Annotated in this window: 25 protein-coding genes; 13 read left to right on the forward strand and 12 right to left on the reverse strand. The window is 72.8% G+C overall.

Annotated features, from left to right (window positions below):
• Positions 1-2: 2 nt before the first annotated feature.
• Positions 3-1,139: an iron uptake system protein EfeO gene (gene efeO / locus ACZ6CZ_RS02820; protein WP_469013757.1), complete on the reverse strand. Its 1,137-nt coding sequence runs from the start codon at positions 1,137-1,139 to the stop codon at positions 3-5.
• Between the two features lie 137 nt (positions 1,140-1,276).
• Here efeO and ACZ6CZ_RS02825 point away from each other — a divergent pair, with 137 nt between their 5' ends.
• Entirely contained in the window at positions 1,277-1,987 is a 711-nt protein-coding gene (locus ACZ6CZ_RS02825; RefSeq protein WP_469013758.1) for a PhzF family phenazine biosynthesis protein, read from the forward strand.
• Here the strand turns inward: ACZ6CZ_RS02825 and map are convergent.
• On the reverse strand, positions 1,974-2,831 hold the full coding sequence (gene map, locus ACZ6CZ_RS02830; protein ID WP_469013759.1) for a type I methionyl aminopeptidase: 858 nt from the start codon (positions 2,829-2,831) through the stop codon (positions 1,974-1,976). The two genes, ACZ6CZ_RS02825 and map, sit on opposite strands and share 14 nt — an antisense overlap.
• Before the next feature lie 58 nt (positions 2,832-2,889).
• Between map and ACZ6CZ_RS02835 the strand changes: the two genes are divergently transcribed.
• On the forward strand, positions 2,890-3,126 hold the full coding sequence (locus ACZ6CZ_RS02835) for a hypothetical protein (RefSeq protein ID WP_469013760.1): 237 nt from the start codon (positions 2,890-2,892) through the stop codon (positions 3,124-3,126).
• A gap of 48 nt (positions 3,127-3,174) precedes the next feature.
• Here ACZ6CZ_RS02835 and ACZ6CZ_RS02840 read toward each other — a convergent pair whose 3' ends face one another.
• Positions 3,175-3,774 carry a hypothetical protein gene (locus ACZ6CZ_RS02840; protein ID WP_469013761.1) on the reverse strand — a complete coding sequence of 200 codons (600 nt, stop codon included), beginning with the start codon at positions 3,772-3,774 and terminating at the stop codon, positions 3,175-3,177.
• Between the two features lie 200 nt (positions 3,775-3,974).
• Here ACZ6CZ_RS02840 and npdG point away from each other — a divergent pair, with 200 nt between their 5' ends.
• Positions 3,975-4,679 (forward strand): NADPH-dependent F420 reductase, encoded by a 705-nt coding sequence (npdG, locus tag ACZ6CZ_RS02845; protein ID WP_469013762.1) that lies wholly within the window; start codon positions 3,975-3,977, stop codon positions 4,677-4,679.
• Positions 4,680-4,750: 71 nt separating this feature from the next.
• The gene (locus ACZ6CZ_RS02850; RefSeq protein ID WP_469013764.1) at positions 4,751-4,936 is read left to right on the forward strand and encodes a hypothetical protein; all 186 of its coding nucleotides are present in this window, start codon (positions 4,751-4,753) and stop codon (positions 4,934-4,936) included.
• On the opposite strand, the gene ACZ6CZ_RS02855 is transcribed toward ACZ6CZ_RS02850, so the two are convergent.
• Positions 4,926-5,726, reverse strand: a complete 801-nt coding sequence (locus tag ACZ6CZ_RS02855) for a site-2 protease family protein (protein WP_469013766.1) — start codon at positions 5,724-5,726, stop codon at positions 4,926-4,928. The two genes, ACZ6CZ_RS02850 and ACZ6CZ_RS02855, sit on opposite strands and share 11 nt — an antisense overlap.
• A 186-nt stretch (positions 5,727-5,912) precedes the next feature.
• Between ACZ6CZ_RS02855 and ACZ6CZ_RS02860 the strand changes: the two genes are divergently transcribed.
• On the forward strand, positions 5,913-6,356 hold the full coding sequence (locus ACZ6CZ_RS02860; protein ID WP_469013767.1) for a DUF6578 domain-containing protein: 444 nt from the start codon (positions 5,913-5,915) through the stop codon (positions 6,354-6,356).
• Positions 6,357-6,370: 14 nt separating this feature from the next.
• A complete protein-coding gene (locus tag ACZ6CZ_RS02865) occupies positions 6,371-9,685 on the forward strand; it encodes an AfsR/SARP family transcriptional regulator (RefSeq protein ID WP_469013769.1) in 3,315 nt (1,104 codons plus the stop codon).
• A 26-nt stretch (positions 9,686-9,711) separates the two neighbouring features.
• Here the strand turns inward: ACZ6CZ_RS02865 and ACZ6CZ_RS02870 are convergent, their stop codons facing one another.
• From ACZ6CZ_RS02870 to panB, 3 genes are all read right to left on the reverse strand, one after another.
• Positions 9,712-10,587: an ABC transporter permease gene (locus ACZ6CZ_RS02870; protein WP_469013770.1), complete on the reverse strand. Its 876-nt coding sequence runs from the start codon at positions 10,585-10,587 to the stop codon at positions 9,712-9,714.
• Positions 10,584-11,609 (reverse strand): ATP-binding cassette domain-containing protein, encoded by a 1,026-nt coding sequence (locus ACZ6CZ_RS02875; RefSeq protein WP_469013771.1) that lies wholly within the window; start codon positions 11,607-11,609, stop codon positions 10,584-10,586. Before ACZ6CZ_RS02875 ends, ACZ6CZ_RS02870 begins: the two co-directional genes overlap by 4 nt.
• Positions 11,610-11,817: 208 nt before the next feature.
• Positions 11,818-12,693, reverse strand: a complete 876-nt coding sequence (gene panB / locus ACZ6CZ_RS02880) for a 3-methyl-2-oxobutanoate hydroxymethyltransferase (protein ID WP_469013774.1) — start codon at positions 12,691-12,693, stop codon at positions 11,818-11,820.
• Between the two features lie 315 nt (positions 12,694-13,008).
• On the opposite strand from panB, the gene ACZ6CZ_RS02885 reads away from it, so the two are divergent.
• The 4 genes from ACZ6CZ_RS02885 (at position 13,009) to ACZ6CZ_RS02900 (ending at position 17,886) form a co-directional block, all read left to right on the forward strand.
• Positions 13,009-14,607 (forward strand): MFS transporter, encoded by a 1,599-nt coding sequence (locus ACZ6CZ_RS02885; protein ID WP_469013776.1) that lies wholly within the window; start codon positions 13,009-13,011, stop codon positions 14,605-14,607.
• Between the two features lie 74 nt (positions 14,608-14,681).
• The gene (locus ACZ6CZ_RS02890; RefSeq protein WP_469013778.1) at positions 14,682-15,320 is read left to right on the forward strand and encodes a TetR/AcrR family transcriptional regulator; all 639 of its coding nucleotides are present in this window, start codon (positions 14,682-14,684) and stop codon (positions 15,318-15,320) included.
• Positions 15,321-15,521: 201 nt separating this feature from the next.
• Complete coding sequence (locus tag ACZ6CZ_RS02895; RefSeq protein ID WP_469013779.1) at positions 15,522-16,571, forward strand: endonuclease/exonuclease/phosphatase family protein; 1,050 nt, start codon at positions 15,522-15,524, stop codon at positions 16,569-16,571.
• A 97-nt stretch (positions 16,572-16,668) separates the two neighbouring features.
• Positions 16,669-17,886 (forward strand): MFS transporter, encoded by a 1,218-nt coding sequence (locus ACZ6CZ_RS02900; protein ID WP_469013781.1) that lies wholly within the window; start codon positions 16,669-16,671, stop codon positions 17,884-17,886.
• A gap of 77 nt (positions 17,887-17,963) precedes the next feature.
• Here the strand turns inward: ACZ6CZ_RS02900 and ACZ6CZ_RS02905 are convergent, their stop codons facing one another.
• The 3 genes from ACZ6CZ_RS02905 to ACZ6CZ_RS02915 form a co-directional block, all read right to left on the reverse strand.
• On the reverse strand, positions 17,964-20,009 hold the full coding sequence (locus ACZ6CZ_RS02905) for a glycosyltransferase (RefSeq protein ID WP_469013784.1): 2,046 nt from the start codon (positions 20,007-20,009) through the stop codon (positions 17,964-17,966).
• 272 nt (positions 20,010-20,281) lie between these two features.
• Entirely contained in the window at positions 20,282-20,656 is a 375-nt protein-coding gene (locus tag ACZ6CZ_RS02910) for an ATP-binding protein (RefSeq protein ID WP_469013785.1), read from the reverse strand.
• Positions 20,653-20,880, reverse strand: coding sequence for a hypothetical protein (locus ACZ6CZ_RS02915; protein WP_469013787.1), 228 nt, complete (start codon positions 20,878-20,880; stop codon positions 20,653-20,655). The genes ACZ6CZ_RS02910 and ACZ6CZ_RS02915 overlap by 4 nt, the downstream gene beginning before the upstream one ends.
• A 133-nt stretch (positions 20,881-21,013) precedes the next feature.
• Between ACZ6CZ_RS02915 and ACZ6CZ_RS02920 the strand changes: the two genes are divergently transcribed.
• From ACZ6CZ_RS02920 to ACZ6CZ_RS02930, 3 genes are read left to right on the forward strand one after another with little or no spacing between them, the layout of a single operon-like run.
• Entirely contained in the window at positions 21,014-21,877 is an 864-nt protein-coding gene (locus ACZ6CZ_RS02920) for a helix-turn-helix domain-containing protein (protein WP_469013788.1), read from the forward strand.
• Positions 21,849-22,145, forward strand: a complete 297-nt coding sequence (locus ACZ6CZ_RS02925; protein WP_469013791.1) for a DUF397 domain-containing protein — start codon at positions 21,849-21,851, stop codon at positions 22,143-22,145. The genes ACZ6CZ_RS02920 and ACZ6CZ_RS02925 overlap by 29 nt, the downstream gene beginning before the upstream one ends.
• A complete protein-coding gene (locus ACZ6CZ_RS02930; RefSeq protein ID WP_469013794.1) occupies positions 22,142-22,537 on the forward strand; it encodes a hypothetical protein in 396 nt (131 codons plus the stop codon). The genes ACZ6CZ_RS02925 and ACZ6CZ_RS02930 overlap by 4 nt, the downstream gene beginning before the upstream one ends.
• Here the strand turns inward: ACZ6CZ_RS02930 and ACZ6CZ_RS02935 are convergent.
• Positions 22,527-23,741, reverse strand: coding sequence for a cytochrome P450 (locus ACZ6CZ_RS02935; protein WP_469013797.1), 1,215 nt, complete (start codon positions 23,739-23,741; stop codon positions 22,527-22,529). The two genes, ACZ6CZ_RS02930 and ACZ6CZ_RS02935, sit on opposite strands and share 11 nt — an antisense overlap.
• 335 nt (positions 23,742-24,076) lie before the next feature.
• Positions 24,077-26,020 carry a S53 family peptidase gene (locus ACZ6CZ_RS02940; RefSeq protein WP_469013799.1) on the reverse strand — a complete coding sequence of 648 codons (1,944 nt, stop codon included), beginning with the start codon at positions 26,018-26,020 and terminating at the stop codon, positions 24,077-24,079.
• Positions 26,021-26,183: the final 163 nt, after the last annotated feature.

Consider the following 26,183-nt stretch of genomic DNA (forward strand, 5'->3'; position numbering starts at 1 on the left):
CCCTACTTCACGACCGCGGCGGCGAGCTTCGACAGGGGCTCGGCGAGCGCGTTCACCGCGTCCGACAGCTCCTTGCGCTGCTCCTTGCTGACCTTGTCGTAGGACACGAAGTCGTAGTCACCGCTCCCCGAGCGGTAGGTGCCCAGCAGCTTGTCCAGCGCCGCGAACTGCTTGTCCAGCTCCTTGGCCAGCGCCGGGTCGTTCTTCGAGGCGACCGGCCTGAGCAGGTCGTAGGCCTTCTCGGCGCCCTCGACGTTGCCCTTGAAGTCGACCAGGTCGGTGTGCGCGTAGCGGTCCTCCTCGCCGGTGACCTTGCCGGTGGCGACCTCGTCGAGCAGCTCCTTGGCGCCGTTGGCCATGGAGGAGGGGGTGATCTCGGCCTTGCCGACCCGGTTCTGCCAGTCCTTCAGGTCGGTGACGAGCTGACCGGCGAGGGCCTTCTCCTCGGCGCCGATCTTCTTGTCCTGCCAGAGCGCCTTCTCCAGCCGGTGCCAGCCGGTCCACTTCTGGCCGTCCTCCAGGCCGTCCTGGCGGACGTCGACCTTCGGGTCGATGTCACCGAAGGACTCGGCGACCGGCTCGGTGCGCTCCCAGCCGAGGCGGGAGAGGGCGTACGTCTTGCGGGCGGCGTCCAGGTCACCGCCCTGGACGGCCTTGGCGAAGGCCTCGGCCCGCGGCAGCGTCTCGTCGGCCTGGTCCTGGGCGTAGGCGCGGTAGTCGGCGACGGCCTTGTCGAGCCGGGGGTCGCGCTTGGCGGCCGTGCCGCCGCCGGTGACGGTCAGCTTCTGCCGGACGCCGTGGCCCTTCATGCCCGGGCGGCAGGCGATCTCGTACGAACCGGCCTTGACCTCGGCGGTCAGCGTGTACTTGGTGCCGGGGCCGATGTTCTCCTTCTCGGAGACGATCCGGTCGTCGGGGAAGACGATCTCGACCTCGGTGGCCTTCGAGCCCGTGTTCTCGATCTTCAGCGTGACCTGGCCGGCCGGCACCGTCGCGGTGGACGTCTCGCACTTCGCGTCGGCGGCGGTCACCTGGATCGCTTCGCCGTCCTTCGCGTCGCTCTTGGCCGTGCACGCCGTGAGGGCGGTCAGAGCGGCCGTGGCGACGGCGGCGGTGACGGTCAGTCGGACGGCTCGCATGCGGGCTCCCAGCAGGAAACGATGTGGTGAGGCTCGCCTAACTTACCCGAGGCTAACCTGACCTCTACCCGCGGGGGCGGTGATTCAGCTCTCACCGTCGGGACGGCGCGCGCGGGAGGCGGTGTTTCAATTCCCGGGTGACTGAATACGACGTGCTGCGCGTCTTCTGCGCCCCCGACGGTGGGTACGGCAACGAACTCGGCGTGGTCCGCGACGGCTCCCGGCTGCCCGGGCGCGACGACCGGCAGGCCCTCGCCGGGAAACTCGGCTTCAGCGAGACCGTGTTCGTCGACGACCCCGAGCGCGGCCTCGTCGACATCTACACGCCCGGCACCCGGCTGCCGTTCGCCGGACACCCCTGCGTCGGCACCGCCTGGCTGCTGGACGTGCCGGAACTCGTCACCGCCGCCGGGGTGGTGGGCGCCCGGCAGGACGGCGAGTTCAGCTGGATCGAGGCCCGCCCGGAGTGGGCCCCGCCGCGCACCCTGCGCCGGTACGCCGACGTGGCCGAGGTCGAGGCGCTGCCGGTGCCGCCGCCCGGTGCCTGGATCTACGCCTGGGCCTGGCAGGACGAGGCGGCCGGGCGGGTGCGTGCCCGCGGCTTCCCGGGCCGCGGCGACGGCATCGAGGAGGACGAGGCCACGGGCGCGGCGGCGATGCAGCTCACCGCCCTGCTCGGCCGCGCGCTGAACATCACCCAGGGCGCCGGCTCCCAGCTGCTGACGGCGCCGCAGCCCGGGGGCTGGGTGGAACTCGGCGGCCGGGTCGTCCTGGAACGCGAGCCGGAGCGTCAGGCCCTGAGGCCGTCGGGCCCCGGGGCGGGTCCCGCGGCCGCTACGGCAGGGTGAGGATCTCGGCGCCGGTCTCCGTCACGACCAGCGTGTGCTCGAACTGGGCCGTCCGCTTGCGGTCCTTGGTCACGACCGTCCAGCCGTCGTCCCACATGTCGTACTCGTGGGTGCCGAGCGTCAGCATCGGCTCGATGGTGAAGGTCATCCCGGGCCGGATGACCGTGGTCGCGTGCGGGCTGTCGTAGTGCGGGACGATCAGGCCGGAGTGGAACGACGAGTTGATGCCGTGGCCGGTGAAGTCGCGGACGACGCCGTAGCCGAACCGCTTGGCGTAGGACTCGATGACCCGGCCGATGATGTTGATCTGCCGGCCTGGGCGGACCGCCTTGATCGCCCGCTGAAGGGACTCGCGGGTGCGCTCCACCAGCAGCCGCGACTCCTCGTCCACCTCCCCGACCAGGTAGGTGGCGTTGTTGTCGCCGTGCACCCCGCCGATGTACGCGGTGACGTCCAGGTTGACGATGTCGCCGTCCCGGAGCACGGTCGAGTCCGGGATGCCGTGGCAGATGACCTCGTTGACGCTGGTGCACAGCGACTTCGGATAGCCCCGGTAGCCCAGCGTGGACGGGTAGGCGCCGTGGTCGCACATGTACTCGTGGGCGACCTTGTCGAGCTGGTCGGTGGTCACCCCGGGCGCGATGAGCTTCGCGGCCTCCGCCATCGCGCGGGCCGCGATGCGCCCGGCGGTGCGCATCGCCTCGATGGTCTCCGGGGTCTGCACCTCGGGCCCGGTGTACGGGGTCGGCGCGGGCTTGCCGACGTACTCGGGCCGGCGGATGTTCCCGGGCACCGAACGGGTGGGAGAGAGCTCCCCTGGGACGAGCAGCGACTGGCCAGACATGTCAGCGAGTCTAACCAGCGGGCATGGGGGAACATGTCGGTGGCGAGAGGAGCTGGTCATGGCGCTGTTCAAGAAACGGACCGTCGGCAAGCCGGGCGAGTGGTACTACTGCCTGGAGCACAAGAAGGTCGAGGAGGGCCCCGAGTGCCCGGCGAAGGACCGCTTCGGTCCCTACGCCGACCGCGCGGAGGCCCAGCGCGCGATGGACACCGCCCGGGACCGCAACCTCCAGTGGGAGAACGACCCCCGCTGGCACGACTCCCCGGCCGGCGGCAGCGGCCCCGGCGAGGACTGACCCCGGCCGCCCCCTGCCACGCCGTTCCCTGCCGCACCGCCTCCGCCGCTACCAGACGGTCGGAGGCGGTGCGGTCAGGTGGTCGGCCAGGGCCGACAGGCGGTCGCGGAAGCGGCGCCGGGTCCGCGGCGAGGGCACCGCGTTCTCCCCGGCCGCCGCGCTGACCAGGTGCTGCACGCTGTCCAGGTCCAGCTCCGCGCCGTCCGGCACGGCCAGCGCCTCGTGGGCCATCGCCGTCAGCTCGCCCGCGCCGGAGCCCAGCGCCAGGACGGTCACCCCGGCGCGGCGCGCGCTGTGCACCCGCTCCAGCAGCGCCGCCGGCTCCTCCGGGGCCACCACCAGCAGTGTCTCGCCGCGCCCGGCGGCCTCGATGCGGCCCGGGCCGACGGCCAGGTGCGCGGGGTCCGAGGGGCGGGCGGCGTGCCGCACCAGGGTCGGGGCCAGCTCCGGGGTGCCCGACCACGCGGCCTCGTCCACCAGGTGGGCGGCCAGGTGCCAGGGCTCGTACCCGGGCGTCCCCACCAGCAGCAGGCCGCCGCCGTGCGCCACCACCGACCCCCGCAGCACCCCGGCGAACCGCCGGGTGGCCCCCAGCCACTCGGTCCCGGCGAGCACTTCGCGCAACAGCGCCACCCGTACGGCGTCCATGGCTTCGCATCCTGCCGCAACCGCCCGCCCGGGACGCGCCGTTCACCCCGGAATTCCCCCGGCCGGGGACCCGCGGCCGCCCGCACCGCCGCCCGGGACGCCGACCCGGGCGCCCGCCGGACGATCACCGTCCGCCCCGGTGCCCGTGACGCGGCCCACCCCGTCCGGTGGGGCCGCTCCCGCGGCCGTAGAGTCGCCCCATGACCTCTACCGACAGCGCACAGAAGGCCCCCGCCAAGGACCCCTGGGACCTGCCCGACGTCTCCGGGCTCGTCGTCGGCGTGCTCGGCGGCACCGGCCCGCAGGGCAAGGGCCTGGCCTACCGCCTCGCCAAGGCCGGCCAGAAGGTGATCATCGGCTCGCGGGCCGCCGAGCGCGCCCGGGCCGCCGCGGAGGAACTCGGGCACGGCGTCGAGGGCGCCGACAACGCCGAGACCGCCCGCCGCAGCGACGTCGTGATCGTCGCCGTGCCCTGGGACGGCCACGCCGCGACCCTGGAGTCGCTGCGCGAGGAGCTGACCGGCAAGCTCGTCGTGGACTGCGTCAACCCGCTCGGCTTCGACAAGAAGGGCGCCTACGCGCTGAAGCCCGAGGAGGGCAGCGCCGCCGAGCAGGCCGCCGCCCTGCTGCCCGGCTCCCGGGTCACCGCCGCCTTCCACCACCTGTCGGCGGTGCTGCTCCAGGACCCGGAGATCGACGCGATCGACACCGACGTGATGGTGCTCGGCGAGGAGCGCGCCGACGTGGAGACCGTCCAGGCGCTGGCCGGGCGCATCCCGGGCATGCGGGGCGTCTTCGCCGGGCGGCTGCGCAACGCCCACCAGGTGGAGTCGCTGGTCGCCAACCTGATCTCCGTCAACCGCCGCTACAAGGCGCACGCGGGCCTGCGGGTCACCGACGTGTGAGCCCCGGCGGCGCATGGGGGACACTGGTGGCGAAGCAGTGAAGCAGTGTCCCCCGACAGGAGCCGACCGTCATGCCCCGCCTCGCCGTCTACTGCCTGATCGTCTGCGCGCTCGCCGTGGCCGCCGCGGTCGTCTCCTTCGTCCAGGGCAACTGGCTGGGCGTCGTCTGGGTGCTGCTGGCGGGCCTGTCGTCCAACATGACCTGGTACTACGTCAAGCGCGGCCGGTCCGCCCGGGGCGGCTCCGTCACCGGCTGACCGCGCAGTAGGCGTCGGTGCCCTGCCAGAACCGGTACAGCTGCCGGCCGCAGTAGGTGTCCACGTCCGTGATGCCCAGGCCGCGCAGCACCGCGTCGACGCCGTCGAAGAACGCGCTGTTCACCGACGGCAGCCACAGCAGCGCGAACACGAACAGCAGACCGAACTGCGCGAACGGCTCCACCTGGCGCCGGATGCCGTGCGGCAGCCACGGCTCCAGCACGCCGTAGCCGTCCAGGCCCGGCACCGGCAGCAGGTTCAGGATCGCGGCGGTGACCTGGAGCAGCGCCAGGAAGGCCAGCGCGAAGCGGAAGTCGCGGGGCACGCCCGCCAGGGCGTCCAGCCAGAACGGCGCCGTGCACACGGCCGCGAACAGGATGTTCGTCAGCGGGCCGGCCGCCGAGATCAGGCTGTGCCGCCAGCGCCCCCGGATCCGGCCGCGCTCGATGAACACCGCGCCGCCCGGCAGGCCGATGCCGCCCGCGATCACGAACAGCACCGGCAGCACGATGCTCAGCAGCGCGTGCGTGTACTTCAGCGGGTTCAGCGTGAGGTAGCCCTTGGCGCCGACCGAGACGTCGCCGGTGTGCAGGGCGGTGCGCGCGTGCGCGTACTCGTGCAGGCACAGGGAGACGATCCAGGCCGCCGTCACGAACAGGAACACGGCCGGGCCGGTGCGGCCGGCGAAAGCGGTCCACACCGCCCACCCGGCGACCGCGGTGACGGCCGCGATCCCGAGGAAGACGGGGCTGATCCGGCGCTCGCTGCGGCGGCCGGCGGCGGTGGTCATGAGGGCGGCTCCTGGCGGGTGGTCGGGGCGCTCACCGGGACGGACCGGCGGCGGCCGGCGGGGCGGGCGGCGAGAGCGACCGTACCCGCACGGCCGCTCCGCGGGTCCGCGCGGGCACACCGGGTGGCCGGGCGGACGCCGGGAAAACGTCTCGCGGGCGCCGCCGGGTTCCTGGAGGGTGGGCGCATGACGCTGTTACGGGTGTTCTACGAGGACTGGCAGATGGAGTGCTGCGGCACCCCGTTCGCGGTGGGCGACCGGATCGGCTGGCCCCTGGTGGCCATGGACCCGGCGCGGGCCGCCGCCGAGTGGCCGGGGGAGTGGCGCCGGCACGGCGCGCTGTGGTGGGTGGAGAACCACGGTGACGGCCACCGGCCCGTCACCGGCCTGGTCCGCGCCGTCGACCTGGTGCACGAGCTGTGCGCGCCCGCGCGGCGCGGGGCCGCCCCGCAGCCCCTGCCCGGCACCCGCTCGCTCGAACCCGTCGACACCTGCCCCAAGTGGTTCCCGCGGCAGCGGCCCGCGCCGGGGCCGCCGCACGGGCCCCGCCGCGACCGCCGTACGCTCGGTGTCCTCGTCACCCTCGACGTCCCGGACGGCGCGCCGCCGGAACCCGGTGAGCGGCCCTGACCGCAGCGGAGACAATGGACCCCGTGCGCTATCGCATCCTCGGCACCACCCAGGCCCTCCGTCCCGACGGCACGTCCGTCCCCGTCGGCGGGGCGCGGCTGCGTGCCCTGCTGACCGTGCTCGCGCTGCGGGCCGGCCGGACCGTGCCGGTGCGGCTGCTGGTCGACGAGGTGTGGGCCGCCGATCCGCCCGCCGACGCCGCCGGCGCCCTCCAGGCGCTGGTCGGGCGGTTGCGACGCACCCTCGGCGCGGCCGCCGTCGACTCCGCCGAGGGCGGCTACCGGCTCGCCGCCGCCCCCGACGACGTCGACCTGCACCGCTTCGAGCGGCTCACCGCCGAGGGTCTCGGCGCCCTCGCCGACGGCGACCCGGCGAAGGCGGCCGCGGTCCTCGACGACGCCCTCGCCCTGTGGCACGGCCCCGCCCTCGCCGACCTGCCCGACGCCACCGCCGAGGCGGCCCGCGCGGACGCCCGCCGCCTCGACGCGCTGCGCGCCCGGCACGGCGCCGCCCTCGCCCTCGGCCAGGCCGACCGCTGCCTGCCCGAACTGACCGCCCTGTGCGACAGCCACCCGCTGGACGAGTCCCTCCAGGCGCTGCGGCTGCGCGCCCTGCGCGACACCGGTCGCACGGCGGAGGCGCTGGCCGCCTACGACGACGTACGCCGCCTGCTCGCCGACCGGCTGGGCTCCGATCCGGGCCCGGAGCTGCGGGCGCTGCACACCGATCTGCTCACCCCCGGCGACCCCGCGGGCCACCGGCCGGCCCGCCCCGCCGGCCCCGCGCCCCGCACGCCTCCCGCCGGCCGGGCCGCCGACGCGCCCGCGCAGGGCAACCTGCGCACCCGGCTCACCTCCTTCGTCGGCCGGGAGTCCGACATCGAGGCGCTGCGCGCGGACCTCACGGCCGCCCGGCTGGTGACGCTGCTGGGACCGGGCGGCGCCGGCAAGACCCGGCTGTCGCAGGAGGCCGCCGAGGCGGTGCGCGCCGGCCTGCGGGACGGGGTGTGGCTGGCCGAACTGGCGCCGGTGGACGACCCGGACGCCGTACCGGAGGCCGTGCTGACCGCGATCGGCGCCCGGGAGACCGTGCTGCACGGCGCGGGCGCGGAGAGCATGCGGGCCGTCGCCGACCGCCACGACGACCCCGTGGAGCGGCTGGTCGAGCACTGCGCCCGGCGCCGCATGCTGATCGTGCTGGACAACTGCGAGCACGTGGTGGAGGCGGCGGCCCGGCTCGCCGACGAACTGCTGGCCCGCTGCCCGGAACTGACCGTGCTGGCCACCAGCCGCGAACCCCTCGGCGTGCCGGGGGAGTTGCTGCGGCCCGTGGAACCGCTGCCGGAACCGGTGGCGCTGCGGCTGCTCGCCGACCGGGGCGCGGCCGCCCGGCCCGGCTTCACGGTCGAGGAGGACCCCGGGGCCTGCGCGGAGATCTGCCGCCGGCTCGACGGACTGCCCCTCGCCATCGAGCTGGCCGCGGCCCGGCTGCGGATGCTGACCGCGCGTCAGATAGCCGACCGGCTCGACGACCGCTTCCGGCTGCTCACCTCCGGCAGCCGTACCGTCCTGCCCCGGCAGCAGACCCTGCGGGCCGTCGTCGACTGGTCCTGGGACCTGCTGGACGAGGACGAACGCGACGTGCTGGGCCGGCTGTCGGTCTTCGCGAGCGGCTGCGACCTGCCCGCCGCGGAGGCCGTCTGCGGCCCGGCCGCCCTCGACGCGCTCGGCTCCCTGGTCGACAAGTCCCTCGTGGTGGCGGCCCCGTCACCGGAGGGCGGGATGCGCTACCGGCTGCTGGAGACGGTCGCCGAGTACGCGGGCGAACGGCTCGACGAGTCCGGGCGGCGCAAGGACGCCGAGCGCGCCCACCTGACGTACTACCGCGAACTCGCGCGCACCACCGACCCGTTGCTGCGCGGCCCGGGACAGCGCGCCGCCATCGAACGGTTCCAGCTGGAGTACGAGAACCTGCGCATCGCCGTGCGCCGCGCCGTCGCCGCCCGCGACGAGCAGGAGGCGCTCAGCCTGGTGCTGTCGCTGGCCTGGTACTGGCAGATGCGCGACCTGCGCATCGAGGCCCGCAACCTGTGCCGCGAGGTCATGGCGCTCGGCCCCGACCCGTTCGCCGAGCCCGTCCGGCGGGCCGAGCCGCTCTGGCAGCGCTGCACGGACAGCCCGCCCCCGTTCACCGGCGAGCTGCTCGCCGAGGCCCGGCGCGGCCTGCACCTGGCGCACCTCGCCTGCATGGACACCGAGCTGGACAGCTGGCAGACCCCCGCCGCCCAGCACAAGCTGCGCGTCATCACCCAGGTCTACGAGCCCGGCCTGCCCCAGACCTGCCGTCCCCCCGGCATGCTGTGGTTCTTCGCCGTGCTGCTGACCGAGGGCATGGAGCGGCTGCGCGACATCCTCGACGCCTGCGTCCGCACCTGCCGCCGGACCCCGGGCTTCGAGTGGGAGCTGGCCACCACCTTGCAGATGCGGGCCAACCTGCTCGCCAACCGCAGCGAGTGGGCGGGCGCCGCGACCCGGGACGCCGACGAGGCACTTCAGATCTTCGAGCGGCTCGGGGACGGCTGGGGCGCCGCCGAGGCGCTGTCCGCGCGCGGCGAGTCGCGGGAGCGCAAGGGCGAGTACACCGCCGCCGCCGCGGACTTCCGGGCGGCCATCGAGCAGGCCGGCCGGATAGGCGCCCGCGCCCAGACGGAGGTGCTCGGCGTCCGCCTGGCCAGCGTGCTGATGGAGACGGGCGAGCCCGAGGAGGGCGAACGCATGCTGCGCGAGATCCTCGACCGGCAGGACGGCGGCAACAGCGAGGCGATGCCGATGGCCCGGCTGTTCCTGTCCGGCCGGCTCTGCCTGGCGGGCCGCGTCCCCGAGGCCCGGGAGCAGCTGCGGGCCCTGCGGCAGGACTTCAAGATCTCGCACTTCGTCGTCTTCGACGCCCTGATCCTCGGCCACGAGGCCTGGCTGGACACCGCCGACGGCCGCTTCCCGGAGGCCGTGGAGAAGATCCGGCAGGGACTGGGCCACGCCGCCGACCCGCTGACCCTCACCCTCGCCCCGCACCTGCCCGCGATGTACCTCGACATCGCCGCCACGGCCCTCACCGGGCTGGACGGCTCCACCCGTGCCACGGACGCCGCCCGCTGCCTGGGCGCCGCCCACGCGCTGGTGCCCGCCGGGCACGTCCCGACGGTCATCGAGCGTGCGGTGCGCGAGGACGCCGAGCGGGCCGTGCGGGCCGTGCTCGACGAGCGGGCCTACGCGGCGGCACACGCCGAGGGCGGCGGCCTCTCCCTCGCGGAGGCCACCGCCCTGATCTGACGCGCCCGGCGACCGGGACGACCGGCTCAGCTCTTGGTGCGGAACTTGTGGATCGCCACCGGCGCCATCAGCGCCGTCAGCCCCACCGACCAGATCAGCGTCACCCACAGGTCGTGCGCGACCGGGCCGCCCTCCATCAGCCCGCGCGCGGTGTCGGCCAGCGCGGACAGCGGGTTGTAGTCGGTGAAGTGCTGGAGCCAGCCCGGCATCGACGCGGTCGGCGCGAAGATCGACGAGCCGAACTGGAGCGGCATCAGCACCAGGAAGCCCATGGCCTGCACGGACTGCGCGCTCTTCATCATCACGCCGAGGGTGAGGAACACCCACATCAGAGCCGAGCCGAACACCGCGGACAGGCCCACGGAGGCCAGCAGGCCGGCCCAGTGGTGGACGTCGTAGCCCACCAGGACCGCGACCACCATCAGGACCACGGTGGCGAACAGCATCCGCATCAGCTCCACCGCTATCTTGGCGAAGAGCACGGAGCCGCGGCCGATCGGCAGGGACCGGAAGCGGTCCATGACACCGGAGTTGAAGTCCTGGTTGAAGCCGGTGCCCACCCCCTGGGCCATGTTCATGCCCATCATGGCCATCAGGCCGGGGATGACGTACTGCACGTACTGCTCCTGGCCGCCGCCCATCGCCTTGCCGATGGAGCCGCCGAAGACGTACACGAACAGCAGGGTGAAGATCACCGGGAACAGGACGGCGTCGAACATCGACTCCGGGTCCTGCCGGAACCACAGCAGGTTGCGGCGGATGAGCGCGCCGGTGTGGCGCAGGTGGGCGCGCAGCGGGATCGGCGCGTCGGCGGCCTTCCCGGCCGCGGCGGACGCGGGATGCGCCGCGGTGGCGGGAGGCGTCTCGTCCAGGGTGGCGGCGGGGGACGGGTGGGCGCTCATACGGCGACCTCCTCGCGGGTCTCGGCGGGCCGGGAATCCTGCGGGGCACTGGCGCGGTGGCCGGTGAGGGACAGGAAGACCTCGTCCAGGCTGGGCAGTTCGGTGGTGATGGAGGAGAGGGTGATGCCGCGGGCGGTGACCGCGCCGACCACGGCGGTCAGCTGCTCGTCGCTGAGCACGGGCACCAGCAGGGTGCCGCTCGCGGTGTCCACGGTGGTGGTCGCGAGGCCGGTGACCCCGAGTTCGTCGAGCATCCGGGAGAGCGGGCGCAGCTCCAGCGGGTCGAGCGGGCGGACCCGCAGCGTGCGGCCGCCGACCTTCGCCTTCAGCTCCTCGATGCCGCCCTTGGCGATGACCTTCCCGCGGTCCACGACCGTCAGCTCGGAGGCGAGCTGCTCGGCCTCCTCCATGTACTGCGTGGTCAGCAGGACGGTGACGCCCGAGCCGACCATCGCCTTGACCTCGTCCCAGACCTCGTTGCGGGTGCGGGGGTCGAGCCCGGTCGTCGGCTCGTCCAGGAACAGCACCTGGGGGCGGCCGATCATCGACGCGGCCAGGTCGAGCCGGCGCCGCATGCCGCCGGAGTAGGTCGCGGCCGGCCGCTTCGCCGCCTCGGTCAGGGAGAACCGTTCCAGCAGCTCGTCGGCGCGGGTCCGGGCCTCCTTGCGGGGCAGGTCGAGCAGCCGCCCGATCAGGTAGAGGTTCTCCCAGCCCGGGAGCTTCTCGTCGACCGAGGCGTACTGCCCGGTCAGCCCGATCACCCGGCGCAGCTGCCGGGGCTGGCGCAGGACGTCGTAGCCGGCCACGGTGGCCTGCCCGGCGTCGGGGGTGATCAGGGTGGACAGGATGCGGACGAGGGTGGTCTTGCCGGCGCCGTTGGGGCCGAGCACACCCATCACGGTGCCCTCGCGCACGTCCAGGTCGACACCGTCCAGTGCCTTGGTCTCGCCGTAGTGCTTGACCAGCCCCCGTACCCGTACCGCGTGGCTCGCGCCGCTGGGGTTGTCGTCGATTCGCGTCATGCCGATCACGGTTCCAGCCGCCACCGACAGACCACCGACACGTCACCGACAGACCGCGGCGGCGGCCCGCCGGCACCGACAGACACCCGACAGCCGTCCGGCAGGCACCGGAAAAAGGGGCAGCCCCGCCGACGGGGGAAGATCGGCGGGGCTGCCGTGGTGGTGCCGCAGTGGTCCGGGTGTCGCGAGGCGGACGGGGCGGCAGGCCCTAGTGGACGGAGTGCTCGTCCAGCGGGAAGGTGCCGCCCACGACGTCCTGGGCGAACTCCTTGACCGCCTCGCCCATGACCTCGCGCAGGTTGGCGTACTTCTTGACGAACTTCGGCACCCGGCCGCCGGTCAGCCCGAGCATGTCGGTCCACACCAGGACCTGCGCGTCCGTCTCCGGGCCCGCGCCGATGCCCACGGTCGGGATCTGGAGCACCCGGGTCACCTCGGCCGCCAGCTCCGCCGGGACCAGCTCCAGCACCACCGCGAACGCGCCCGCGTCCTGCACCGCCTTGGCGTCCCGCAGCAGCTGCTGGGCGGCCTCCTCGCCGCGCCCCTGCACCCGGTAGCCCATGGCGTTGACCGACTGCGGGGTCAGGCCGATGTGCGCCATCACCGGGATGCCGGACTCCACCAGCAGCCGGATCTGCTCGTGCGAGCGCTCGCCGCCCTCCAGCTTGACGGCGCCCACGCCCGCGTCCTTCACCAGCCGGGTCGCCGAGCGCAGCGCCTGCACCGGGCCCTCCTGGTAGGAGCCGAAGGGCAGGTCGCCGACGATCAGGGAGCGCCGGGTGCCGCGGACGACGGCCGCGGAGAGCATCGTCATCTCGTCGAGCGTGACCGGCACGGTCGTCTCGTAGCCGAGGTGACAGTTGCCGGCCGAGTCGCCGACCAGGATCACCGGGATGCCGGACTCGTCGAAGACGGACGCGGTCATCGCGTCGTAGGCGGTGAGCATGGGCCACTTCTCGCCCCGCTCCTTGGCGAGGGCGATGTCGCGGACCGTGATGCGGCGGGTGCCCTTCCCCCCGTACAGCGCCCTGCTGCCGTCGGAGGTGGTCTGCTGCGTGGTGCGGGCAGCCGAGAGCTGCGTCATGGCAACGGCTCCTTCAGTCATCTCGAGGCGCCCTGACGGCGTCCCCGGATCCCCTCCATGGTGGCACCTCGTGCCACGGACGGCCAGAGCACCCCCCTGTGATCCCGTCGGCTCCCGGCAGCCCCCGGCCGCGGTCCGGATGGAGCCTCGCCGGAGTCCGGCCGGAGTGTCACCGCAGTCCTGGCGGTGTTCGCCGGGCGTTCACCTGGATACCCGTCCGGCGGCGGTCCGGCGGCGCTCCGACCGCGTAAGCTCTCGGTAAAGTATTTCAGATACGAGACGGTTCCGTATCGTAAGTGGCTTAGACTCGCCGGTATGACAATTCCTGCCGACCGTGCTCCTCACGGCTCCCGGATACCGGAAGCGGTGCACCGGCGCCGTTGGGCGATTCTCGGCGTGCTGATGCTGAGCCTGCTCATCGTGGTGCTGGACAACTCGATCCTGAACGTCGCCATCAAGACGATCGCCACTCCGGCGCCGACCGGTCTGGGCGCCACCCAGAGCCAGATCGAATGGGCGATCAACTCCTACACCCTCGTCTTCGCCGGCCTGCTGTTCACCGCGGGCCTCGTCGGAGACCGGCTCGGCCGCAAGAAGGTGCTGCTCGGCGGCATCGTCCTGTTCGGCATCGGCTCGGCCCTGGCCGCCGAGTCCGGCTCTCCCGGCCAGCTCATCGCCTACCGCGCCCTGATGGCGATCGGCGCGGCCTTCGTCATGCCGGCCACCCTCGCCGTGCTGATGAACGTCTTCGAGCGCGAGGAGCAGCCCAAGGCCATCGGCATCTGGGCCGGCGGCGTCGGCCTCGCCATCGCCATCGGCCCGATCACCGGCGGCGTGCTGCTCGACCACTTCTGGTGGGGCTCGGTCTTCCTGGTCAACGTGCCGATCGTGATCGTCGCGCTCGTGCTGATGGTGTGGCTGGTGCCCGACTCCCGCGACCCCAGCCCCGGCCGCCTCGACCCCGTCGGCGTCGTGCTCTCCGTCGTCGGCCTGGTCCTGCTGGTCTACGGCATCATCAAGGGCGGCGAACTGGCCGACTTCACCGACACGGCCGTGCTGTCCACCATCGCCGCCGGCCTCGTCGTCCTCGTCGCGTTCGTCGTCCACGAGAAGCGCAGCGACCACCCGTCGCTGGACGTGAGCTACTTCCGGAACAAGGTCTTCTCGGCCGCCATGAGCGCCATCGCGCTGGTCTTCTTCGCGCTGATGGGCGTGACCTTCTTCTCGGTCTTCTACACCCAGAGCGTGCGGGGCTACTCGCCGTTGCAGTCCGGCCTGCTGATGCTGCCGCTGGCCGCCGCCCAGATGATCTTCGCGCCGCGGGCCCGGCTGGTCGTCGACCGGTTCGGCAACAAGGCCACCACCACCGCCGGGCTCGTCCTGATCGCCGCGACCCTGGCCTCCTTCGCCACGTTCGAGGCCGACACGCCGATCTGGCTGCTCGAGGTCATCTTCTTCCTCATGGGCACCGGAATGGCCCACATCATGACGCCGACCTCGGTGGTCATCATGCAGGCGCTGCCCCGGGAGAAGGCCGGCTCCGCCTCCGCGCTCAGCAACACCTTCCGCCAGGTCGGCGGCGCCCTCGGCATCGCCGTGCTCGGCTCGGTGCTCTCCACCGCCTACCGCAACGGCATCGAGGGCAAGCTCGGCGCGCTCCCGGCCGGACTGCGCGACACCGCGGGCGAGTCCATCGAGGCCACCCTCGGCGTCGCCGAGAAGCTCGGCCCCCGGGGCACCGCCCTGGTCACCCCGGCCAACGACGCGTTCCTGCACGCCATGCACGTCACCGCCCTGTGCGGTGCGGGCGTCGCGCTGATCGGCGCCGTGGTCACGGCGCTGTTCCTGCCGGGCCGGCCGCCGGCCGGTGAGCGCCAGGAACCCGAGCAGCAGCTGGTCGCCGCGGGCGACTGACCGACCGCAACCTACGGGGGAGAGGAGCCCGCTGCGGGACAATCGCCGCAGCACAGTGAGAGGACTGAAGCGACGTGAGCCTTGCCGACAGCCGGCCACAGCCGTGCGGTCCCGCCCGGGGCCGCCCCCGCAGCGAAGCCGTGGAACGCGCCATCCTCGAAGGAGCGATGAAACTCCTGGAGGAGGGCGTGTCCCTCCGCGAGCTGTCCATCGAGCGGATCGCGCGCACCGCCGGGGTGGGCAAGGCCACCATCTACCGCCGCTGGAGCGGCAAGGAGGAGCTGTTCGTCGACGTCATGCGCGCCGCCGAACCGCCCGACCCCGAACTCCCCGGCACCTCCATGCGCGACGACCTCGTCGTCCTGCTGGAGTCGCTGCGGCAGCGGGGACTGGTCAGCCGCTCCTCGGTCATCCTGCACAACGTGCACGCCGAGATGAAGAGCAGCCCCAAGATCTGGGCCGCCTACCACGCCTGCGTCATAACGCCCCGGCGCAACCTCGGCCTCGAGGTACTGCGCCGGGGACAGCTCAACGGCGAACTGCGCCCGGACGTCGACCTGGAACTCGCCAACGACCTGTTCGTCGGCCCCATGCTCGTGCGCTCCGTGATGCGCCCCGACGCCGACCTGCCCGATGGCCTGGCCGAACAGATCGTCGACACCGTCCTGGCCGGCCTACGCCCCGTCAGCCCGCCCGCCCCGCGCGGGAAGTAGGCCCGCCGGCGGGTGGAGCAATGTGCGCGTTTCGTCACAGTCACCGCCTGTTCCGCGGGTAACCGGAACTCACGGCACCGATCTCTTCGTCCTGGTCTTCCGTACGGCCGTCATGGACGGCGGGATCGGCGCCGATCATCCCCTAGGGTCGGATGGACACGGGGGACGACGGTGTGCACGGCAGGCAGTGAGGCAGGCGGTATGGCGCAGCAGGCGTACATGACGGAGACGGACAACGGAGGCTCGGGGCCCGAGCGACCAGGCTCCCGGCTCCGACGCCTGGCGCACCGCCTGCTGGACGGCTGGCGCGGAGATCCGCGCATCTGGCGCCGCGGCCTCGTGTCGGCCGCCCTCGCGCTGCTGCTCGCCCTGGTGATGCTGCTGCACTCCCGCATCCCCAACCGGGTGGGCAACCTGGGCAGTCTCAGCGAGACCTTCCTGCCCTGGCTGGGTCTGCTGATCCCGGTGCTGGTGGTGATCGGCGCGGTCCGCAGGTCGGCGACGGCGCTGATCGCGGTGCTGCTCCCGGCGATCGTGTGGCTCAATCTGTTCGGCGGGCTGCTCACCGACAAGTCCGGGGGCGGCGGCGACCTGACGGTGGCCACGCACAACGTCAACGCCGACAACCCCGACCCGGCCGGCACCGCCCGGCACGTCGCCGCGTCCGGCGCCGACGTGGTGGCCCTGGAGGAGCTGAAGGCGTCCGCCGTGCCCGCCTACGAGAAGGCGCTCGCGGCGACGTACCGGTACCACGCGGTCGAGGGCACCGTCGGGCTGTGGAGCAGGTACCCGGTGTCCGGTGTGCGGGCCGTCGACATCAAGCTCGGCTGGACCCGCGCCATGCGCGCCACCGTGGCCACGCCGAAGGGCCGGGTCGCGGTGTACGTCGCCCATCTGCCGTCGGTGCGGGTGAAGATGCAGGCCGGGTTCACCGCCCGGCAGCGGGACAAGAGCGCCGACGCGCTGGGCGAGGCCATCGCCGACGAGCCGGTGCGGCAGGTGGTGCTGCTCGGCGACCTCAACGGCACGATGAACGACCGCGCGCTGAACGCCGTCACCTCCCAGATGCGCTCCACGCAGGGGGCGGCCGGCAGCGGGTTCGGCTTCAGCTGGCCGGCCTCCTTCCCGATGGCCCGGATCGACCAGATCATGGTCAAGGGCGTCGAACCGGAGACCTCCTGGACGCTGCCGCGCACCAGCAGCGACCACCTGCCGGTGGCGGCCCGCGTGAAGCTGGCCACGTCCTCGTAACCTGCCGGAATACTGCGCCAGGGAGACTTTGTTCCGTAGCTGAACATAGACTGCACGGAACGCGACCCCGCTCTCCCCTGAAAGGCACAGGCCCCTCATGCCCCTGGCCCTGCTCGCACTGGCCGTCGGCGCTTTCGGCATCGGTACGACCGAGTTCGTGATGATGGGCCTGCTGCCCGACGTCGCCGACGACCTGGGCATCTCGATCCCGGCCGCCGGTCACCTGGTCTCTGCGTACGCGCTGGGCGTCGTCATCGGCGCCCCGCTGCTGGCCGCGGTCACCGCCCGGATGTCCCGCCGGACGGTGCTGATCGCCCTGATGGCCCTGTTCGTCGTCGGCAACGCGCTGTCGGCGCTCGCCCCCGGCGAGGGCTGGCTGCTGGCCGCCCGCTTCCTCAGCGGCCTGCCGCACGGCGCCTTCTTCGGCGTCGGCGCGGTGGTCGCGACCACCATGGTCGCGCCGGAGCGCAAGGCCCGTTCGGTGTCGCTGATGTTCCTCGGGCTGACCGTCGCCAACATCGCGGGCGTGCCCGCCGCCACGCTGATGGGCCAGCACCTCGGCTGGCGGGCCACCTTCCTCGGGGTCAGCGCGATCGGCCTGATGGCCATCGCCTCCCTGGCCCTGCTGATCCCGCACGACCGCACCCACGGCGCGGCCTCGGGGGGCCTGCGCGGCGAACTCGCCGCCCTGCGCTCGCTCCCGGTCTGGCTGGCCCTCGGTACGACGGTGGCGGGCTTCGGCGCCCTCTTCGCCGCCTACAGCTACATCACGCCCATGCTGACGGACGCCGCCGGTTTCGCCGGGGCCAGCGTGACGCTGCTGCTGGCCCTGTTCGGCGTCGGCGCCACCGCCGGCAACCTGCTCGGCGGCCGCCTCGCGGACCACTCCCTGCGCGGCACGCTCCTCGGCGGGCTCGTCTCCCTGGTCGTGGTCCTGCTCGCGTTCCCGCTGCTGATGCGGGCCCAGTGGAGCGCCGCCCTGGCCGTCACCCTGCTCGGCACGGCCGCGTTCGTCACCGGTTCCCCGCTCCAGCTGATGGTCATGGAGAAGGCCTCCGCCGCCCCCTCCCTCGCCTCCTCCGCCAACCAGGCGGCCTTCAACCTGGCCAACGCCGGCGGCGCCTGGATCGGCGGCCTCGCCCTGGCCGCCGGCTTCGGCGTCACCTCCCCGGCCCTGACGGGGGCGGCACTGGCCGTGCTCGGCCTGGGCGTGGCCGGGGTGGCGTACGGGGTCGACCGGCACCGGGACGCCTCACCGGCGGGCCGTGTGGTGGCCTCCGGCGTACCGCAGCAGCCGGAGCCGGTACGGCGCTGAGCCGGAGCCGGAGCCCGCACGGGACCGAGCCGGAGCCGGTACGGCGCTGAGCCGGGCCCCGGGCGGTCCCGCCCGCGCTACCCGAGGCGCCGGGTGAGTGCCTTGAGGAGGTCCGTCCTGGCGACGCGCAGGGCGGTGCTGCCGTCGTTGTCGCGAACCGGCCTGGCGTACCAGGGCAGTCCGCGGCGGCGCCACTTCACGGGGGCGAGGGTGTCGGGCAGGGCCGGCAGGTCCCACTGCCAGGGCCCGAGCCGCAGGTGCCCGCGCCACAGCCCCGCGGGCAGGGCGGCGACGGGAACGCGCACGGTGAAGCGGCCGTCCCGTCCCGGCGCGGGACGCACGGGGAAGGCGGCGGTTTCCCCCTGACCGCTCGTCAGCACGGCCTCGAGTGCGCCCTCGGGGTACGCGGCGAGCGTGCAGCGGCCGGTGAACTCCAGCTCGGCGGGTGCGCCGGCGGCCCAGCGGCCCTCCCCGGCGAGGGTGACGTGCGGGGCCACCGCGTGCTTCACCTCACCCAGGTCGACGGTGAAGTTGCCGTACGGCTTGGTGGCGTAGAGGGTGACGGCCCGCATGCCCGGCCCGGTGCCGACGACCCGGGTACTCGGCGTGCCCGGGACGCCGTCCGCCCGCTTGCTGCCGATCCGGACCTCCTTGGACAGACCCTGGGCGCCGACGGCGAGGGAGATGTCCCACAGCCCGTCGGCGAGCGGCCCGCCCGCGGCGGCGGTGGCGATGTCGAAGGCGGCTTCGAACCCGGCGAGGTCGTAGGTGAACCGGCCCTCGTCCTCGGCCGCCCCGAGTCCGGCCGTGGGGGTGTGGGTGACGGGCAGGCGGTACTCGGTGCCGCCGGCCCGTTCGCGCAGCACCAGTTCCGTGCTGACGTCACGGGTCTCCACCCGGTGCAGATAGGCGTGCCCGGCCAGGTGCACCGTGGTGCCCAGCAGTTCGGCCCGGGTGACGTGGTGGCGGCAGCCGAGCTGCGCGGTGACGTCGTAGCAGGAGTCGGGGATCGAGCGGGCGGGATCGCGGAGGTAGGGGTACCGGGCGAGGGCGCGGCCCCCCTCGATGAGCAGGGGCGTGGCCGCCTCGGTCCGGGCGGCCTCCTGCTCGAACTCGACGAGCCGCACCAGCTCGTCGAGCATGCGGTGGCGGACCAGGTGCAGCCGCAGCCGGGCCATGGCCGAGAGCCGGTCGTTCATGCCCTCGTGCCAGAGCGGCTCGATCACCTCGGCCAGCCGGTCCAGCATCTTCTCCTGCGTCTCGCGCGGCTCGTGGACGAGCTGGCCGGCGAGGGTGTTCCACACGTCGGTGGTCAGGTGCCGGTGGGCCAGGTGGTCGCGGCCGGGTCCGGGCGGGACGCTGCCCAGGACGAGATCGACCATGCGCTGGAGGAACCGCAGCCTGCGCTCGGAGCCGGTCAGCCGGCGGGTGATGTTGCCCTCGTCCTCGCGCAGCACCCAGTACAGGCAGTCGTAGTCGGCGACGACGGAGACACCGGACGCGTGCAGGTAGGCGGCACCGACGAAGAGCTGGTCCTCGCCGATGGCCAGATCGGTCGCGAACCGCAGCCGGTGGCGTTCCAGGAGGTCCCGCCGGAACAGTTTCATCGGGTTGAGCGTCCAGTACACGCGCGAGGAGAAGACGTCCGTACGCGGCTGGTTGCGCTTGAACATCGACGTGGGCGCCGTGCGGCCGCCCACCCCCACCATCTTGCCCAGCACGATGTCGGTGCCGTTCTCCTGGGCCATCGCGACCATGCGGGCCAAGGCCTCGGGACCGAGGTGGTCGTCGGCGTCAAGGAAGAAGACGAACTCGCCCGTCGCCTGCTCGATCCCCGCGTTGCGCGGCGCGGAGGGGCCACCGGAGTTCCGCTGCCGGAGGACGCGCAGCAGCCCCGGGTACTGCCCCTGAAGGCGTTCCAGCTCCGCCGCGGTGCCGTCGGTGGACCCGTCGTCGACGACGATCACCTCGAGCCGTTCCGCACCGATGGTCTGCTCGGCGACCGACGCTATGCAGCGCGTCAGATAAGGCATCGCGTTATAAGCGGCGACAATGACGGAAACGGTGGGGGCGGGCATGGCGGTGCGCTCCAAAATACCGGAGAACTCGCTGCTATTGAGCATTCCGGCATCTTCCATAAGGGCTTTCATTGCGTGAAGCCGCGTGAAGGTGAACCGGCAAGTTCCTGTGAACTTACCATGAGCCGACAGCGCCCTGCGAATGGATCACTCGTGAAGTGCCAGTTCAGGGCGGGTTTCGGCCGCGTGGCTGATTGACTGTTTCCCCCGTTTCCCGGGAAGCATGCCGGCTGCACGGAAATGATCGCCCTGTGTGTGCGTGCACTGCGCATGGGGGTTGACCGACCTGAGGTCGGCGATCGTCATCCCGCTCATATCTACGGGCATCGCCCAAGGCGGTCACGCTCCAGTTCGCACCACACCGTCTTGTGGCCCACCCCCTCGTCCACGCCCCAGCGGCGGGAGAGTGCGGCGATCAGCGTCAGACCGCGGCCGGACTCTGTCGTGTCTGTGGCCGGCCGGAGGACGGGTGAGGCGCGCGGGGCCGGATCCGTCACCTCGACGCGGGTGCGGTCGTCGCCCGTGCTGGTGACCCGGACGGTCACGGGCGTGCCCTCCCCGACGTGGGCGATGACGTTCGTGAGCAACTCCGTCGCGCACAGCCGTACGTCGAAGCCGTGGTCGCGCAGGTGGTGGCGCAACTCGGGTGCCGTCTGCGGCGTGGCGAGCAGGTGGAGCACCAGGGGCGTCATTCCTCGACCGCCGCCTTGCGCAGGACGGCGGCGAGCGCACGCGCGGTCGTGGTGTTGCAGTTCCCGAGCGTGACCAGCCCGGCGGGCGGCCGGTACGTACCCGCGAAGGCCGGCAGTTCGACCCGCAGGGACGGCAGCGTGATGCCGTGCAGCGCGAGGGCGCAGCGGAGTTCCTCGACGCAGAGGGTCACGTCGTAGGGGGTGGTGGGGGAGTGGTCGGGCATGGGGGTGGTCGGCCTTCCGTGCGGTCTGTGACGAACTGCTCACAGCCTGTCGCCCCGCTCGCTACCGTGGAAGCCGATTCGCGTCCGCGACGCGAACGGCGGAAACGGCACGGTCAGTTACGGCGGTGGGCGAGTGGCACGCAGCAAGGACATCGACGGCTCCATGAGCGTCCCGACCTTCTACGGCAAGGAGTTGCGCTGGAAGCGGGAGGCGGCGGGCCTGTCACTGGAGGCGTTCCTGGAGGGCAGCTTCTACGGCAAGACCTACCTCAGCGACATCGAGCGCGGGGAGCGGCGGATGCCGGTCGAACTCGCCCGGCACGCGGACCGGGTGCTCGGCACGGACGGGTTCTTCGAGCGGTGCTGTGAGGATGTGCGGAGGGCACGGAGGGGGCCGCATGCGGCGTACTTCGAGAAGGTTCTGGAAGCGGAGAGGTACGCGGAGAGCATTGAGGAATGGTGTCCCGTCACCTTTCCCGGGCTGCTCCAGACAGCCCCGTACGCGCGGGCACTGGTCCGGTCGGCGCACCCGGCGGCCGCGGACGAGTGGGTAGAGGACAAGGTGACGGCTCGGCTCGCTCGTGCCTGCCTCTTCGAGGACGATCACAGCGTCCCGGAGTACTGGGCGGTCCTTCACGAGTCGCTGCTCACAAGCCCGATCCTGCCCTCCCAGGAGATGGCCGAACAACTTGACCAGGTTGTGCAGTTGGCCGAGCGGCGGCGAATCACTCCGCAGATCGTCCCGCGGAGCTGCGGCGCGTATCCCTTGATGGCCGCATCCATCAAAGTGATGACCTTCCCGGACGCGCCACCGCTGGTCTACACCGAGGCGTCCTACAGCGGGGACACCGTGGATGATCCGGCCCTCGTGAAGCAGTACCGCAAGGCATACGATCGGCTCAGGGCCGTCGCGCCGTCACCGGACGTGTCCCTCGCCATGATCAGAGCTGCGGCAGAGGATTACCGAAATGGCAAGCGACCGGATCGACTTGAGTGAAGCGCTCTGGTTCAGGAGCAGCTACAGCAACGGTGACGGCGGCAACTGCGTCGAAGTGGCGAGCGACTTCACCGGAGCCGCCCTGTGGCGCAAGTCGAGTTACAGCAACGGTGACGGCGGCGACTGCGTCGAAGTCGCCGCCAACATCCCCGGTCTCGTCCCCGTCCGGGACTCCAAGGCCCCGCAGGGCCCCGCCCTGTTGCTCACCGCCGCCGCCTGGGCGCCCTTCGTCGCGGCGCTGAAGTCGGCCGCAGGGCAAGGGCTGTGACCGGCCGGGGTGGTGCGCGCTGGGGCTGGTTCCTGGCGTGGGTCGCGGTCGGGGGGTGCTTCGCCCTCGGGGTGGCGGCGCTGCTGTCGGTCGGCGTGGTGCTGGTCGTCGTGGCCGTCGCGGCCGGGGTGCTGCTGCTGCGCAGGGGGCACCGGACGGCCGTCGTGGGCGGCGTCGCGGGGGTGGCCCTGCCGTTGTTCCTGCTCGCCTACCTCAACCGGGGCGGCCCCGGGACCGTGTGCCACGTGACGGCGAGCGGCAGCGCGTGCACGGACGCGTACGCGCCGGTGCCGTTCCTGGTCGCCGGAGCGGTGCTGCTCGCCGTCGGTCTCGGGGCCTTCCTCGTGCTGGACCGCCGGTCCCGGCCGCCGGGCCCCGGTCTCACCAGGTGACGGGCAGGCGCACCGGGAAGCGCCGGATGGTGCCGGTGTCCCACTCGATCTCCTCGGGCGCGACGGCCAGGCGCAGCTCGGGGAAGCGGGCCAGCAGCCCGGTGACCGCGCTCTCCAGCTCCGCGCGGGCGAGCGGCGCGGCCAGGCAGTGGTGCCCGCCCCACCCGAACGTCATGTGCGGGCGCACCGGCCGTTCGAGGTCCAGGGTGTGCGGATCGGGGAAGACGGCCGGATCGCGGTTGGCGGCCAGGTAGGACACGTGCACGTAGTCGCCGGCCGCGATGGCGGTGCCCTCGACCTCCGCGTCCTCCAGCGCGATCCGCGGGATGCCCACGCCCTTGCGGAACGGGATGAACCGCAGCAGCTCCTCCAGCGCGCCGGGGAACCGGGCGGGGTCCCGCGTCAGCGCGGCGCGATCCGCGGGCCGGGTCAGCAGCAGGTAGGCGATGTTGCTGATCTGGCAGGTCGCGGTGTCGTTGCCGCTGAGGATGAGGGTCACGGCCATGACCGCCAGCTCGTCGTCGCTCAGCGGCTCCTCGCCGGCCGGCACCGGGGCGGTGGCCATGGCGCTCAGCAGGTCCTCGCCGGGTGCGCGGCGCCGGTCGGGGAGCAGCCCGGTGAAGTAGTCGCGCAGGGCGGCCTTGGCGTCGGCCGCGTCCTTGCGGGCGCCCGGGGAGGTGGCCAGCAGCCGCATGGTGTAGCTCCGCAGCCGCTCGCGGTCGGCCTCGGGCACGGCCAGCAGTTCGCAGATCGTCAGATGCGGCAGCGGCACCGACAGGGCCGTCACCAGGTCGGTGGGCGGTCCCGTCTCGGCCACCGCCGAGAGCAGCTTGGCCACGATCCCGTCCACGGCCGGCCGCATCGCCGCCACCCGCTCCCGGGTGAAGGCCTGGGCCGCCGCCTGCCGCAACCTGGTGACGTACGGCGGGTCCGTCACGTTGATCGACTCCGGTGACACGATGGGTTCCGGCGTCATCCGGGGATAGTCCCGCCCGATGATCGCCGCCCGGCTGAAGCGCGGATCGGTCGTCACCTGGCGTACTCCGGCGAAGCTGGTCACCAGCCAGGCCTCGGACTCGCCGTAGGGCAGCCTGACCCGGCTGACCGCGCCGCGCCGCGCGAGCGAGTCCAGGGACGGGTCGTACTCCAGCGCGTCGGCGAAGTCGAAGGGGCAGTCGAGCACTGCCGGCTCACGGGACGACATACAGCCTCCTTGGTGCGCCGCTGGGCGCGTCACTGACGAGGGTGTGCGAAATGCCGGGTGTGGCTCCCGCGGCGGTAGAAGGGCACCGACAGGGCCGGCCGTGCGACCTGCGCACGCCGGTCCGCCGGTGCGGTGGCGCCACAGCGGGCCACCCCCGCCCACGGGAAGGTCATCACCTGCCAATATGCGTCAGTTCGGCCCGGCTCGCAGAACAGGAGCTTGAGGCAATGAACCGCCGCGGACACCCGGTCGTCCCACCGGGCCCCGGCAGCCCCGGGCAGCGCGAAGGGGCGCGAGGTCACCAGGACCTCACGCCCCTTCGCCGGGCCGCCGGATCAGTGGCGGCGGAAGGACTGCACGTAGCCGTTCGCGGGCGAGCCCACGCCGGTGACGTCGTCGTAGCCCTTCACCGCGGACAGGGAGCTGTCCTTGCCCAGGCTGCGGACCGAGGTCAGCAGGCCGTCGGCGGCGTCGTAGCCGTTGGCGAAGTCCACGCGGGCCACGGCCAGACCGGACGAGACCGGGTGGTCGGTGACGTCGTGGAAGACGCCCTTCTTGCCGTACTTGGCGTAGATCGACGGGTTGGCGAAGCCGAGCGCCTTGCCGCCGCCCGCCTCCTGGGCCAGGGCCTGGACCGCCGCGATGACCGGAGCGGCCAGCGAGGTGCCGCCGATGCGGTACTCGCTGTACTTCTCCGTGCCGTCGGGGAAGGTCTGGGTCTGGCCGACCAGGAAGCCGGTGTTGGGGTCGGCGATGGCCGCGATGTCCGGGACCACCCGGTTGCCGGCGGCGTTGTTGGCCTTGGCCAGCGAGCCGGGGACGACACCCTTCTGGTAGTACGGCTCGGCGACCGTCTTGCTGGTGCCGCCGCCCGCGCCCGAGGTGAACGCGCCCGGGAAGTTCTCCCAGCTCTTGCCGTCGGCCGACAGGGCGGCCTTCCGGGTGCCCCAGCCGGTCTCCCACTTGTACGCGTCGCCCTTGCCGACGGCCAGCGAGGTGCCGCCGACCGCCGTCACCCAGGCGGAGTTGGCCGGGGTGTCGACCTGCTTCGTACCGGTGTTGTCGACCTCGTCGCCGTTGTCACCGGAGGAGAAGTAGAAGCCGATGCCCTGGACCGCGCCCAGCTGGAAGACCTGGTCGTATGCGGCCAGCAGGTCGGGCGTCTGGTTGGCCTCGATGTCGCCCCAGGAGTTGGAGACGATGTCGGCCAGGTGGCTGTCGACGACCTTGCTGAGCGAGTCGAGCAGGTCGTCGTCGTAGCAGGACGCGGCGCCCACGTAGGTGACGTCCGCGGCCGGCGCGACGGCGTGCACGGCCTCGACGTCGAGGGTCTCCTCGCCGTACCAGCCGGCCGCTCCGCACTCCTCGGTCTTCGTGTAGTCCGCCGGCAGCACCTGGTGCAGCTGACGCGTCTTCCAGGCCGCGTCACCGTGCTTGACGGCGTACTTGCCGGCGTCGAAGGCGATGGTCGGCGAGGCGTACGCGTCCGTGATGGCGACGCGGACCTTCTTGCCGGTGTAGCTGCCGGCGCCGTAGGCGGCGCGCAGCTGCTTGCCGGTGTAGCCCTTGATCGCGTACGGGATCTTGTGGCCGTACGCGTCCGGCAGCGACGTCGCGGTCTTCGAGCCGTAGTACGAGGAGAACGGCCCGGAGTTCTTGAACACGGCGTCCGGCGGCGGCAGCTGCTCGTCGTGCGTCGCCTTGTGCGGGGCGTTGTCCAGGCCGGTGACGGTCAGGACGGCGCCGTTCAGACCGGCCGGCACGGAGGCCGTTCCGGCCGGGGCGCGGTAGGTCTTCGCGCCCTTCGCGTAGTTGTGCAGCTGGGTGCCGAAGGCCTTCTCGGCGGCCGCCACGTCACCGGTGACGGTGACGTAGTGCCGGGTGACCCCGGTGACCGTCAGCCCGGCCGAGGCCAGCCAGGACTTCACGGCGGCCACCTGGGCCTTGGTGGCGCCGAAGCGGGCCTGTACCTTCTTGGCGCTCAGGTAGTGCCCGTACAGCGGCGAGGCCGGGTCGGACACCGCCTTGGCGTAGGCGGCCAGACCGGCCGCGTCCCGTCCGGCGAGGTAGACCCGGGCGGAGACCTTGGCACCGTCCGGGGTGGCACCCTTGTCCGCCTTGGCCGTGGCCCACGTGGGCCTGGTGCCCTTGAGCGCGTCCCGGGACGGGTGGTCCGCGGCGTGGGCCGCGGGTATGCCGAGCGCCAGCGCACCGGCGATCATCGGCAGTGTCGCTGCCATGCTCACGCCGGCGCGCAGCGTGGCGCGGTTGGATCTCATGTAACCCCCTGCGATGCGGTTCGCATGCATGTAGTGGTCGTGACGTCGGGCGATCCGCGCCGGCCCGCGGCGGTGTCGGCCCGCGAAGATCACACGATGGGGGTCACTCTTTCGATGAACCGTTCATGCCAGGGGAACGCGGGAGTCAAGAGAAGCTCAAGGA

It is taken from the genome of Streptomyces sp. NPDC041135 (genome assembly GCF_055592085.1).